Raw genomic sequence first — 12,239 nt, forward strand, 5'->3', positions numbered from 1 at the left:
ACCCGCACCCCTCCTCGGAGGGGTGCGGGGCCCGTCGCCGTGCGGCTCAGGCGCGTCCGGTCAGGACTCGCCGCCCGCGTTGCCGGAGGTGCCGGCGGTCACGTCGTGCAGCCGGTACCGCTCGATGGCCTGCGCCGGGGCGTCCGCCGCGACCTTGCCCTCGCGGGCGAGCTGCTGCAGGACGCGGACCACGGTCGACGGGCCGTCGATCTTGAAGTGCCGGCGCGCGGCGGCGCGGGTGTCGGAGAACCCGAACCCGTCGGCACCGAGCGTGGCGTACCGGCCCGGGATCCACTCGCGCACCTGGTCGGCCACGAGGTGGTCGTAGTCGGTGGTGGCGACGAACGGGCCCTCGGCGCCCTGGAGCTTGGCGGTCAGGTACGGGACCTGCGCCTCCTCGCCCGGGTTCAGGAACGCGCGCTGGTCGGCGGCGAGCGCCTCGCGGCGCAGCTCGTTCCAGGACGTCACGGACCAGACCGCGGCGTGCACGCCCCAGTCCTCGGCGAGCAGCTGCTTCGCCTCGAGCGCCCACGGCACCGCCACGCCGGACGCGAGGATCTGGGCCTTCGGCCCGTCGCCCTCCGCCGGGGACAGCAGGTAGATGCCCTTGAGGATGCCCTCGACGTCCACGCCCTCCGGCTCGGCCGGCTGGACGATCGGCTCGTTGTAGACCGTCAGGTAGTAGATGACGTCGGGGTCGCGGGTGTCGCCGACAGCACTGCCGAACATCCGCTGGATGCCGTCGCGGACGATGTGCCGGATCTCGTAGCCGTACGCCGGGTCGTAGTGCACGACGTGCGGCATGGTGCCGGCCAGCAGCGGCGAGTGGCCGTCGGCGTGCTGGAGGCCCTCGCCGGTCAGCGTGGTGCGGCCGGCGGTGGCGCCGATGAGGAACCCGCGGGTCATCTGGTCGCCGGCCGCCCAGAACTGGTCGGCCGTCCGCTGGAACCCGAACATCGAGTAGTAGAAGTAGAACGGGATGAGCGCCTCGCCGTGCGTGGCGTACGACGTGCCGACCGACTGGAACGCGGCCGCGGAACCGGCCTCGTTGATGCCGGTGTGCATGATCTGACCGGACTCGGACTCCTTGTAGGAGAGCATGAGGTCGCGGTCGACGGCGAGGTAGTTCTGGCCGTTCGTGTTGAAGATCTTCGCGCTCGGGAAGATCGAGTCCAGGCCGAACGTGCGGGCCTCGTCGGGGATGATCGGGACCAGGCGCCGGCCCAGCTCCTTGTCCTTCACGAGGTCCTTGAACAGCCGCACGAGCGCCATCGTCGTGGCGACCTCCTGCGTGCCGGAGCCCTTCTTCAGCAGCTCGTAGGCCTTGTCGCCCGGCAGCGTCAGCGGCTTGTGCGTCGAGCGGCGCTCGGGCACGTACCCGCCGAGCTGGCGGCGGCGCTCCTGGAGGTACTGGATCGCCGGGTCGTCCTGGCCGGGGTGGTAGTACGGCGGCAGGTACGGGTTCTCGTCGATCTGCTCGTCCGTGATCGGGATGGAGAGCGAGTCGCGGAGGGCCTTGAGCTCGGCGCCCTTGAGCTTCTTCATCTGGTGCGTGGCGTTGCGGCCGGCGAAGCCGGAGCCCAGGCCGTAGCCCTTGACGGTGTGCGCCAGGATGACGGTCGGCTGCCCGGTGTGCTCGCGCGCGGCCTTGTAGGCGGCGTAGATCTTCCGGTAGTCGTGGCCGCCGCGCTTGAGCGCCCAGATCTCGTCGTCGGTCATCTTCTCGACGAGCTGCTTGGTGCGCGGGTCGCGCCCGAAGAAGTGCTCGCGGATGAACGCGCCGTTCTCCGCGCGGTACGTCTGGTAGTCGCCGTCGGGCGTCTCGTTCATGAGGTGGACGAGCGCGCGGTCCTTGTCGGCGTTGAGCAGGGCGTCCCACTCGCGGCCCCACACGACCTTGATGACGTTCCAGCCGGCGCCGCGGAACTGCGCCTCGAGCTCCTGGATGATCTTGCCGTTGCCGCGGACCGGGCCGTCGAGGCGCTGCAGGTTGCAGTTGACCACGAAGGTCAGGTTGTCGAGGCCCTGCTGGGCGGCGTGCTGCAGCATGCCGCGCGACTCGGGCTCGTCCATCTCGCCGTCGCCGAGGAACGCCCAGACGTCCTGCTGGCTGGTGTCCTTGATGCCGCGCAGGTGCAGGTACTTGTTGGTCCACGCCTGGTAGATCGCCGACGCCGGGCCGAGGCCCATCGACACCGTCGGGAACTCCCAGAAGTCCGGCATCAGGCGCGGGTGCGGGTAGGACGGCAGGCCGCCGCCCGGGTGCGAGACCTCCTGGCGGAAGCCGTCGAGCTGGTGCTCGTCCAGCCGGCCCTCGAGGAACGCGCGGGCGTAGACGCCGGGGGAGGCGTGGCCCTGGAAGTAGATCTGGTCGCCGCCGCCGGGGTGGTCCTTGCCGCGGAAGAAGTGGTTGAGGCCCACCTCGTACAGCGTCGCCACCGACGCGTACGACGAGATGTGGCCGCCGACGCCGACGCCGGGGCGCTGCGCGCGGGTCACCATGACCGCGGCGTTCCACCGGTTCCACGAGCGGTACCGGCGCTCCAGCACCTCGTCGCCCGGGAAGTACGGCTCCTCGTGCACGCCGATGGTGTTGACGTACGGCGTGTTCAGCTCGGCCGGCACCGCGACGTTCCGCTCACGCGCCCGCTTGAGCATGCTCAGCAGCACGTAGCGGGCCCGGGGGCCGCCCTTGTCGTCGATGAGCCCGTCGATGGACTCGACCCACTCGGAGGTCTCCTCGGGGTCCACGTCCGGGACCTGGCTCAGCAGGCCGTTGATGAGCGGTCCGCGCTCGTCCTTCGAAGCCACCAGTGCTCCTCGCCTCTCCACGCGGGGGGCCGGTCGGCCCCGGTGCGCATCTCGGCCCGCCGGCGTGCGCGCCGGTTTCGGTGCGCGCCGCCGCCGGGCGGGTAGTAGGACCATTGTCCGCCGTCCGGACACCGAAAGTCTCCCAGTCCACCGGTCGGGATGCGTGACGTCCGTGACAATCGGCTCCGGGGAGGGTGTCCCCGGTCACGTCCGGGCACGTCACGGGCCCTTTCCGGGGCGCGTGCGCGGCCCGGGCCGCCGGCGCGGGCCGCCGGGTGCCGCACCGGGCGCGGGTCGCGGCCGGGTCGCGGCGTCCCGCGGGCCGGACGCGCTGGTCCGCGTCGCGCCGACATCCCGGCGCCACGACGCCGCTTGCCACGCGGACGTGGGGTGCGGTGGGCTACCGTTCGGTGATCATCGACAGGTGGTGCTCGGGACCGGCCCGGCACGCCCGACGGAAGGAACAGGTCAGGACGTGGCATCCAGCACCGGCGACGCTCCCTCGGGGGCGGGCCGTCTCGGGTTCACCTCGGGCCAGGTGGTCCAGGAGTTCGGTTACGACGACGACGTCGACGACGCCCTGCGGTCCGGGGTCGAGGAGATCACCGGCACGGAGCTCGTCGACGAGGACTACGACGACGTCGTGGACGGCGTGGTCATCTGGTTCCGCGACGAGGACGGCGACCTGGCCGACACCCTCATGGACGCGATGACCGTGCTGGACGACGGCGGCCAGATGTGGGTCCTCACCCCGAAGCCGGGCCGCGACGGCCACGTCGGGCACGACGACATCGAGGAGGCCGCGACGACGGCCGGCCTGCACGCGACGAGCACGTTCTCGATCGCGGGCGACTGGTCCGCGACGCGCCTCGGCAGCCGCGGCCGCGGGCGCTGACCTCCTGGTCGTGAGCGGGGCGGCGGGGCCGCCGGTCGTCGGCGCCGCCGCGCCCGCGCTGACGCTGCCGGACGCGCACGGCGCCCCGGTGGCGGTCGGCGGCCCTTCCGGCGCGCCGGTGCTGCTCGTGTTCGTGCCGTTCGCGTTCTCCCGGGTGTGCACGGCGGAGCTCACCGAGCTGCAGGCGCACCTGCCGGAGCTCGCGGGCGTCGACGTCCGCGCCGTGTCCTGCGACGCCGGGCCCTCGCTGCGCGCCTGGGCCGAGCAGGACGGGTACACGTTCCCGCTGCTGTCGGACTTCTGGCCGCACGGCGCGGCGGCGCGGGCGTACGGGGTGCTCGACGAGGTCGACGGGTACGCGCGGCGGGGGTCGTTCCTGCTGGACGGCGCCGGTGTGCTGCGGTGGTCGGTCGAGTCCGCCGCCGGGGTCGCGCGGCCGTTCGCGGCGTACCGCGAGGCGGTCGCGGGGCTCTGACCCGGGCGCCGGCCGGGGTACCCGCACCGGTAGGCTGCGCACCGCAGCAGGGGCCTGTAGCTCAGTTGGTCAGAGCGCCGCGCTTACACCGCGGAGGTCGTCGGTTCGAGACCGGCCGGGCCCACCTCCCTAGTAGACATGCAGGTCACGTAGCTCCCGAGCAGCCCCCTGGGGGTCACCGGCGTCGCACGTGCTCGGTCCGCAGCTCCTCGTCCAGCGCTCCCTCGACTCCCCGTGTCAGCGCTCGACGATGGTCACGTCGACGGTGTCACCGATGCCCTTGCCCAGTGCCTTGCGGACCTTCGCGCTGAGCGACACCATGTGGGCTCCTGTCCCTGTCACCATCGCCCCGACGTTCTCCAGCGCGACGTCATCCACGCGGGCGTCGACTCTGACGGACCTGCCGGTGCCGAAGAACTCCGCAGAGCCGGGGATCTCGACGCAGCTCCAGGTTTCGCCCTTGATGTCGACACCGATCGTCGTCTGAAAACTCAGTCGCTTCTCGCCCACGCAACCGAGCGTATGCGCCGTCGCGCCTCCTCCGGGGCCGTCCCGTCGTCCGACCCGACGCCGTAGCCCCAGACACGGGCTGGGAACCGGCAGGTCAGTACCGAGTCTGCGGGCGTAGACTGGTGATCAGCCCGGTGTCGAGGACCTCTCAGCGAGGCGACGACCCGGATCCAGCATCGGAGGGCGTCATGCCCGTCCAGCCTGCTTCCCACTCCACGCCCGTCCGCAGACGGCAGCCCATCGAGCCGACGGTCCGGGCACCTCGCCCCACCGAACCCACCCGGGCCTCGGGAACCCGCACGAGCGCCGCATGGTTCGGTGTCTGCGTCGGCGTCCTGGTCCTGGTCGCGCTCGTCGTGTTCATGCTGCAGAACACCGGCCCCGTCGCGGTCTCCTTCCTCGGCCTGAGCGGGACCGCGCCGCTGGCGCTGACGCTGCTCATCGCCGGCCTCGGCGTGGGCATCGTGGTCCTGGTGTTCGCCTCTCTGCGCATCGGCCAGCTCCGTCGCCGTGCCGCCGGCGGTCGCCCCACCGAAGCACGACGATGACCGCCTACGGCGAGCTCGCCACCGGCGAGCAGCCGCTTCGGCTCGCCTCGATCTTGACCAGCGCCCTCCCGGCGCTGCTCGGCACGAGCCAGGCACCGACGCAGTACACGGTCCCGGCCGTGTTCTCGCGCCAGGTGTCCGTGCCCGAGAAGACCGCGATCGAAGGACCGGACACCGTCCGTCGGCTCACCGAACGCGGCTACCCGCAGGTGACGCTGCAGGTCTCGGACAGGCGCCTGCTCATCGGCCACACCAGCCTCGAGCAGCTCGAGGACGGGCTCGCGCACGAGATCGCGCTGATGCTGACTGACATCGGGCGTGCCGTCTCCCGGGAGCGCGACGAGCGAGCGGCTGAAGCGACCGCGCGTCAGTCCGTGGAGGCAGACCGCGCGGTCGACGTGCAACGGTCCGTGGACCGCATCGTCTTCGAGTAGGCGCCGCCGGCCGTCGACGCGATCCGGGTCGAGCCCGATCGATCCCGGGAGCCAGCGCGTGCGGCGGTCGCGCCGCGGCGCACACCTTCAGTTCGTCCGCGGGCGCAGGGGGTCCGCGGACGAGCTGGCGCGCCGGGCACACCCATCGCGTCGACGCCCGGGCGAGCACCGCCCGCCGCTCAGGCCCGCCACGCCGGCTCGAAGTCGGGGTGCCCGTCGTACAGCGACGCCATGGCGCGCAGGATCCGGTCCCCGACGTAGAGCACGCCGCTGTCGTGCCGCGAGCCGGCCTCTCGCTCCATGTCCACGGTCTCGTCGAGGCCCGTCGCCTCGTACGCGAGGACGATCAGCTCCCGCCGGACGCGGCACTCGGCCAGGAGGCGCACCGGGTCTGCGGGATCCCTGCGGTAGGTGGCGTCGTCCGTTCGCGCCGCCTGACCGCGCGGTCCGCCGTGGGCGCCGCCCGGCAGCTGACGACGGGCGGCAGCCTCGCTCTCGGCGATGCGCTCGAGGAGAAACGTCGTGAGGGTCATCGAAGGGCCGTCCTCGGATCGGGATCCCTCCGGCACCCGGTCGCCCTCATCCTCCTGCGCGTGCCCGTTCCCGCCAGGCGTCGCGCTGGCCGCCCGCGTGCCGCAGCGCCGCGAGCAGCAGCTCCAGTCGGCGCGGCCCCACGCGGGTCACGTCGCCCAGCCGCACGGCCGGGGCCGCGTCGACGTCGGACAGCGACGCGGCGAACAGCAGCACCCGCCGCTCGGAAGGCGACATCGGACCCACGTAGGCGGAGACGGCCGCGAAGTCGATCCACGCGACGGCCCGGCCGCCCGCGGGTCCTGGCGCCCGGCACACCCACGGGTGCGTCGGCCCGGCCAGGCCCGCTCGGATCAGCAGCTCCGTGGCGGCCTCGAGCGCATCGATCCCGCGTGCCCATGCGCGGAGCAGGTCGTGCAGCTGCCCGCCCTGCTCAGGCACCGATCGTCCAGGTCGGCGGTCCTCTCCCGATGAGACCGTGGTCACGAGAACACGATCGCGTCAGCGAGGGGTCCGGCGCCGGCGGCGTGCGTGAGCCCCCGGCGCCGGCCCACGGTCGCGGGATGGGCGGGAAATGCGGACGGGACGGGCATGACGCCCTCCGAACGAACGATCCGGGACGAGGCGCACCGAGGGAGATGAGGTCGCTGCCGGGCTGCTCCCCAGGTTACGCCTCGGACCGCCCGGCGAACCCGTCCCGGACGCAACGGCTCCGGATCAGCCCGGGCCCGTGTCACCACGCGGCGTCGCGGGCCACAGCACGCCGTGCGCAGAACAGCTGCGAGGGCGCACCGACCCGCACCGACGCGCCCGCGCCGCCCGGTGCCGGTCCGCGGGCCGTCGTCGGCGTCTCGTGACGATCTCGTGAGCGTCCCGCGAACGGCCCGGGCGGCGGCGCGGCCACGCCGCCTGAGTGGCCGGTGCGTGGGTGCGGCGGCTCGTACGGTGAACCGGTGCCCCTGCTGCTCTGCCGTGCCCTCACGAGCCTGACCGCCCTGCTCCTGGCGGTGCTCGTGACCCCGGTCGCGGCGTCGGCCGGGGTGCCGGGCGCGCTGCCGGGCGAGCTGCCGGGTGCGGCGGACCGCGCGGCCGCCGCGGACCGCGCCGAGGCGGCGTCGCGCGCGGCCGTGCTGCTCGTCGGCGTCACCGGCCTGCGCTGGGACGACCTGAGCGCCGTCGGCACCCCGGCCCTCGCGGAGCTCGCCGCGACGGGCGCCGTCGGGAGCACGGTCGTCCGGAGCGTGCGCTCGTCCACCTGCCCGAGCGCCGGCTGGCTCGCCGTCGGCGCGGGCGGTCGCGCGGACGACACCCGGGTCGAGAACGGGAGCTGCCGCACCCTGACCGAGCCCGACGCGGCGGACCGGGTGCCGGGCTGGGACGACTACGTCGCGGCGACGGGCGCCTCCGCGTACGACTCCCGGCTCGGGCTGCTCGGCGACGCCGTCGCGTCGTCCGGTCTCGCCGCGACCGGCATCGGGCCGGGCGCGGCGATCGCGCTCGCCGGCGCGGACGGCCGGGCGGTGGGGGAGCACGTCGACGCGCCCGGGGGCGTCGACGACCTGCGCGACGCGACGGCGGCCGCGCTGGCCGGGTCGTCGCTGGTGGTCGTGGACGCGGGCTCGGTGCGCGACCCGGGCCGGGCGACGCGGGACCGCGTCGCGGCCGACCCCGCCGGCGACGAGGCGGACGCGTCCCCGGTGGACGCGACCCGGGCCGACCCGGCCCAGGAGATCGGCCCCGAGGTCGTCGCCGAACCGGACCGCGCCGAGCAGGTGCGGGCGCTCGACGCCCGCCTCGGTGCCGTCCTCGAGGCCGCCCGCGCGTCCGACGCGGACCCGACGGTCCTGCTGGTCTCGGTGGCCGACTCCGGCCGCCGCGCGCACCTGCAGGTCGCCGCCGCGACCGGCCCTGGCGAGCCCGGTGGCCTGCTCGGGTCCGCCTCGACGCGGCAGCCCGGCCTGCTGCAGACGACCGACGTCGCGCCGACCGTCCTCGACGCGCTCGGCATCCGGGACCACGCCGCCGCGGGCGCGCTCGTGGGCGCGCCGGCGCGGGCCGCCGCGGACGACCGGACGGGGGCCGAGCGCGTCGCGGCACTCGTCGACCAGAACCGGCGCGCGCAGGCGGTCGCGCCGCGCGTCTCGGGGTTCTACGTGCTGTGGGTCGGCCTGAACCTCGCGCTGTACGCCGCGGTGACCGTGGGGCTGACCCGCCGCGGGCGGTCCCTGCTGGCGTGGGTCCGCCGACGGTCCCGGGCTGCCACGGAGGCGCCGCAGGCGGACCAGGAGCAGGCCCAGGCCCGCGGGGTGCTCGAGGTGCTCCGCGTCGCCGCGGTCGCGGTCGCGTCGATCCCGGTGGCGACGTTCCTGGCGAACCTGGTGCCGTGGTGGCGCTCGGGGGAGCCGGGGTGGGTCCTCGGCCCGCTCGTGGCGGCGTTCGCGCTCGTGGTGTCGGCGGCGGCGTGCGCGGTCCCGGCGTGGCGGCGCGTCCCGCTCGGCCCGGTCGGCGTCGTCGCTGCGATCACGGCGACGGTCCTCGGCCTGGACGTCGCGCTCGGGGCGCGGCTGTCGCTCGACTCGCTGATGGGCCCGGGTTCGCTGGTGGCCGGACGGTTCTACGGGTTCGGCAACCCGGCGCTCGCCCTGTTCGTCACGGCGACCATCCTCGGCTCGGTCGCGCTCGTCGACGCCCTGGTCCGCCGGGGCCGGCGCCGGGCGGCGACCGCGGTGGTCGCGCTCACCGGGCTGCTGACCCTCGGGGTGGTGTCCGGCATCGTGTCGACGACGCCGACCACCGGGGCGAACTTCGGCGGGCCGCCGGTGGTCGTCGCGGGCTTCCTGGTCCTGGTCGTGGTGACGGCGGGGGCCCGGCTCGGCTGGCGCCGGCTGGTGCTGGTGGTCGGCGCGGGGATCTCGGCCTCGGTCGTGCTGTCGGTCCTCGACTGGCTGCGGCCGGCCGACGAGCGGACGCACCTCGGCCGGTTCGTCGAGACCGTGCTGGACGGCGGGCTGGGTGGCGTCCTGCTCCGGAAGGCCGGCACCAACCTGCGCATCCTGCTCGGCAGTGAGCAGACCCTGCTGGCGATCGGCGGCCTGCTGCTCGTCGTGATCCTCCTCGGACGCCCCGCGCGCTCGGCGCTGCGGGCGGCCGACGGCGGTCCGTACGCGTGGTTGTCGGGCGGCGCGCCGCTGCGCGCGCTCACGAACGACGCCCCGCTCCTGGTCGGCGGGCTCACGGCGCTCGCGGTGGCGCTGGGGTTCGGGTTCGCGATCAACGACTCCGGCGTCGTCGTCCCGGCGACCGGCGTCGGGCTGGCGGTGCCGCTGCTGGTGGCCGCGTGCGCGACGTGGCTGCTGGGACGCACCGCCCGGTCGACCGGGCCTACGCCGTCCGCGCCGTCCGCCGTGCCGCCCGCGGCCCGGACACCGCCGCCCGCGTGCGCCGAGAGAGCACCGCACGCGTCGAGCGGGTAGTCCGCGGCTGCTCGCTCGACGTGCCGGGTACCCGTCGGCACCAGGTGCGGAGGGGAGGGGCGCGGGTGACCGGGTCGGCAGCCATGCCCCCGAGCCGCGCGAACGCCCCTCTCCGGGCCGGTCCGCGTGCGAGGCTCGGCGCATGGCTGCCGACGAGAACCGGCGCGCGCGTGCCGCGGGCGCCCGCGGGGACGACCTGGTCGTCGTCGTGGACGACGCGCCGGCCGAGGACCCCCGCCGGCCCGCGGCCCGCCGCCCCACCCGCCGCTGGGTCCCGCTCGTGGCGCTCGCGGTCCCGGTGGTCGCCGTCGCGGCGGTGCTCGGCGCGCGGGCCGCGGGCGGCGGCACGTTCGACCCGGACGTGGCGGGGGCGCGGGTGTCGGAGCTCGCCCACGGGATCATGACGGCCGAGAACGGGTTCGGGTCCGTCGGGGGGACGGGCGGCCCGGGCATGGCGATGACCGGCAGCTCGTCCGAGGCCCCGGAGCGCGGGGCGCACGACTTCACCGTCGTCTGCGCCTCGGAGCGCGGCCGTGGCGCCCACCTCACGGTCAGGGTCGGCGGCGAGGTCGTCGGTGAGGCCGACGTGGCCTGCTCGAACGGGGCCGACCCGGACGTGGACCCGCTGGTGACCGTGCTGCCGCTGGAGGAGCTGGGGGCGGGCTGGTCGTACGAGGTCGTCCCCGAGACCCAGGCGGCCGTCGCCGTCGTCCTGTCCTGACCCCCGGCACACCCCCGGCCACCCCGGCTCACCCCCGGCGCGTGACGACGCGGCGCCCGCCGGGCGGCACGCTGGCGGCGTGCGGTCAGGACGCGGCGAGGGGGTGCGGCGGTGCTCTACCACATCCGGGTCGTCGGCCCCGAGCGCGACCTCGGCGGGCTCGGGGAGTACGCCGACATCGTGGCGGCGCCGACCGGGGACGGGGCGATCCTGTCCTGCGAGGTGCCCGACGCCTCGGGGCTGACCGGGGTGGTGGCGCTGCTCTGCGACCTGGGGGTCGACATTGCGGAGCTCCAGGCGGTGTCCCGCCGCGCGTGACGGCGGCGGTCACCCGACGACCCGGAGCGCCGGCGACCACGCCGCGCCCGGCTCGGGTGCGTAGAGCCGCAGCAGCAGGCTGAACGGCCCGGGTGGCACGGGCAGCCACCCGGCCGCTCCGGCGGCGTCGACCGGCGCGTCGTGCTGCAGCGTCACGACCAGCGCGCCGTCGCGTCCACGGGGCAGGTCCGGCGTCCCCGGCCCAAGGGCGTACCGGCGCGCCCGGTTCGCGACGAGCTCGCCGGACGGCTCGGCGTGCGCCGCGAGCGACCAGGCGAGCCGGGCGGGGACGGGCGTGGGCAGCGTCAGACGGTACCGCCGGTGCCCGTCCAGGGGCTCGCCGTCGACGGCGCGCCAGCGCAGCGTGCGGACCTCGTCGGGCTCGGGGGCGTGCAGCTCGTGCTCCGCGGCGACGGCCCGGCGCAGCTCCGCCGACCCGCCCCCACCCGCGCTCGCCGTCGTGCCGCCCGGCCCCTCGCGGCGCAGCGCGTCCTCGAGCTGCGCCGCCCCCAGCGCCGCCCCGCGCGCGACCAGCACCCGGGTCCGGGCGTCCGGGCCGTGGCGCCCCCACCCGGCCGGCGCTCCGGGCAGCACGCCGAGCCGCACCCACCGCTCGACGCGCTCGCGGTCCGCCGGGTCCGTGGGCCGCGTCAGCCGGAGCAGCAGGGCGAGGTAGTCGACGAACCCGGCCCCCCAGGCGCGCTCCTCGTCCCACGGCAGCCAGGCGACCGACGGTGCCGGCCGGGGCGGCGTGACCCCGCCGAGCGCGTGCAGGGGCCGCACCCGGTACGCCCGCTGCACGGCCCGCGCGGCCGGCAGGTCGCCCGGCCGCGGCACCGTGGTGCGCGTGAGCACCCGCACGAGCGACGACGCCGACCGCAGCACCCCGCGCAGCCCGGGCGGGACCGGGCCGTCCCAGTCGGGGCCGACGACGAGCCAGTCGCCCGCACCCGTCCCGGTCCGGGCGGCGCCGACGTGGGCGACCGTGCGGCTCAGCAGGTCGACGACCTGCGCCCCGGAGTACAGCCCGGGGGGCAGGTCGGCGTGGCCGACGACGGCGGGCTCGGCGCGCAGGTCCAGCCAGGCGCTCGACCGCAGCAGATGCGGGTCCCCGTACCGGGTCCCGTCGCCGGGCGCGGGCGGGCCGTCGTCGTGGTCGAGCAGCCCCAGCGCGGCGACCCCGGTGCGCAGCTCGGTGCGGAGCTCGCGGTAGCCCAGGAGCGCGGGGTGCGCCCAGACCGCGGCCTCGGCGGCGGCGCGCACCACCTCCGGGTCGTGCGGGACCGGGACCGGTGCGGGCAGGGTCTCCGGCATCGCCCACCGTCCTCGCGCCCGTCCCGCACCGACGCCCACCAGCACAGCCGCGCGGGGCGCCCGGGGCCTCACCCGCGGCGCGTGAACCTCGCGGCCGCGGAGGACGACGTGCGCGCCCGCCGGGCGGCTCACCCCGAGCGGGTGAGGGAGTCAGGGGAAAACATGACTCACGATCACCCCGGACCTGTCACTGTGGAGCGGGCGAGCCG

12 protein-coding genes and 1 tRNA gene are annotated in these 12,239 nt (G+C 75.7%); 8 read left to right on the forward strand and 5 right to left on the reverse strand.

Features of this window, described 5'->3' with window-relative positions; genetic code table 11:
* Positions 1-60 precede the first annotated feature (60 nt).
* Positions 61-2,811 (reverse strand): pyruvate dehydrogenase (acetyl-transferring), homodimeric type, encoded by a 2,751-nt coding sequence (gene aceE, locus AC3WUG_RS10645; RefSeq protein ID WP_492327629.1) that lies wholly within the window; start codon positions 2,809-2,811, stop codon positions 61-63.
* Between the two features lie 475 nt (positions 2,812-3,286).
* Between aceE and AC3WUG_RS10650 the strand changes: the two genes are divergently transcribed.
* From AC3WUG_RS10650 to AC3WUG_RS10660, 3 genes are all read left to right on the forward strand, one after another.
* Entirely contained in the window at positions 3,287-3,706 is a 420-nt protein-coding gene (locus AC3WUG_RS10650; protein WP_147796321.1) for a DUF3052 domain-containing protein, read from the forward strand.
* Positions 3,707-3,716: 10 nt separating this feature from the next.
* Positions 3,717-4,181 carry a redoxin domain-containing protein gene (locus tag AC3WUG_RS10655; protein ID WP_492327630.1) on the forward strand — a complete coding sequence of 155 codons (465 nt, stop codon included), beginning with the start codon at positions 3,717-3,719 and terminating at the stop codon, positions 4,179-4,181.
* A gap of 50 nt (positions 4,182-4,231) precedes the next feature.
* Positions 4,232-4,305 (forward strand) — tRNA-Val (locus tag AC3WUG_RS10660).
* Between the two features lie 113 nt (positions 4,306-4,418).
* On the opposite strand, the gene AC3WUG_RS10665 is transcribed toward AC3WUG_RS10660, so the two are convergent.
* Positions 4,419-4,691, reverse strand: coding sequence for a DUF1905 domain-containing protein (locus AC3WUG_RS10665; protein ID WP_492327631.1), 273 nt, complete (start codon positions 4,689-4,691; stop codon positions 4,419-4,421).
* Positions 4,692-5,053: 362 nt separating this feature from the next.
* On the opposite strand from AC3WUG_RS10665, the gene AC3WUG_RS10670 reads away from it, so the two are divergent.
* The gene (locus AC3WUG_RS10670; RefSeq protein ID WP_492327632.1) at positions 5,054-5,239 is read left to right on the forward strand and encodes a lipopolysaccharide assembly protein LapA domain-containing protein; all 186 of its coding nucleotides are present in this window, start codon (positions 5,054-5,056) and stop codon (positions 5,237-5,239) included.
* Positions 5,236-5,673: an RNA-binding protein gene (locus AC3WUG_RS10675; protein WP_492327633.1), complete on the forward strand. Its 438-nt coding sequence runs from the start codon at positions 5,236-5,238 to the stop codon at positions 5,671-5,673. Before AC3WUG_RS10670 ends, AC3WUG_RS10675 begins: the two co-directional genes overlap by 4 nt.
* Positions 5,674-5,852: 179 nt before the next feature.
* Here the strand turns inward: AC3WUG_RS10675 and AC3WUG_RS10680 are convergent, their stop codons facing one another.
* Both AC3WUG_RS10680 and AC3WUG_RS10685 read right to left on the reverse strand, forming a co-directional pair.
* On the reverse strand, positions 5,853-6,206 hold the full coding sequence (locus AC3WUG_RS10680; RefSeq protein WP_492327634.1) for a DUF6221 family protein: 354 nt from the start codon (positions 6,204-6,206) through the stop codon (positions 5,853-5,855).
* A 46-nt stretch (positions 6,207-6,252) separates the two neighbouring features.
* The gene (locus AC3WUG_RS10685; protein WP_492327635.1) at positions 6,253-6,645 is read right to left on the reverse strand and encodes a hypothetical protein; all 393 of its coding nucleotides are present in this window, start codon (positions 6,643-6,645) and stop codon (positions 6,253-6,255) included.
* A gap of 512 nt (positions 6,646-7,157) precedes the next feature.
* On the opposite strand from AC3WUG_RS10685, the gene AC3WUG_RS10690 reads away from it, so the two are divergent.
* The 3 genes from AC3WUG_RS10690 to AC3WUG_RS10700 all read left to right on the forward strand — a co-directional run bounded on the left by AC3WUG_RS10690 (position 7,158) and on the right by AC3WUG_RS10700 (position 10,716).
* Complete coding sequence (locus tag AC3WUG_RS10690; protein ID WP_492327636.1) at positions 7,158-9,677, forward strand: hypothetical protein; 2,520 nt, start codon at positions 7,158-7,160, stop codon at positions 9,675-9,677.
* A 142-nt stretch (positions 9,678-9,819) separates the two neighbouring features.
* Positions 9,820-10,398, forward strand: a complete 579-nt coding sequence (locus tag AC3WUG_RS10695; RefSeq protein WP_492327637.1) for a hypothetical protein — start codon at positions 9,820-9,822, stop codon at positions 10,396-10,398.
* Between the two features lie 111 nt (positions 10,399-10,509).
* Positions 10,510-10,716 (forward strand): DUF8691 family protein, encoded by a 207-nt coding sequence (locus AC3WUG_RS10700; RefSeq protein WP_492327638.1) that lies wholly within the window; start codon positions 10,510-10,512, stop codon positions 10,714-10,716.
* Positions 10,717-10,725: 9 nt separating this feature from the next.
* Here the strand turns inward: AC3WUG_RS10700 and AC3WUG_RS10705 are convergent, their stop codons facing one another.
* Entirely contained in the window at positions 10,726-12,030 is a 1,305-nt protein-coding gene (locus AC3WUG_RS10705; RefSeq protein WP_492327639.1) for a DUF1254 domain-containing protein, read from the reverse strand.
* Between the last annotated feature and the right edge of the window lie 209 nt (positions 12,031-12,239).

Source organism: Cellulomonas sp. EB106-03-03-XG116, from assembly GCF_058792015.1.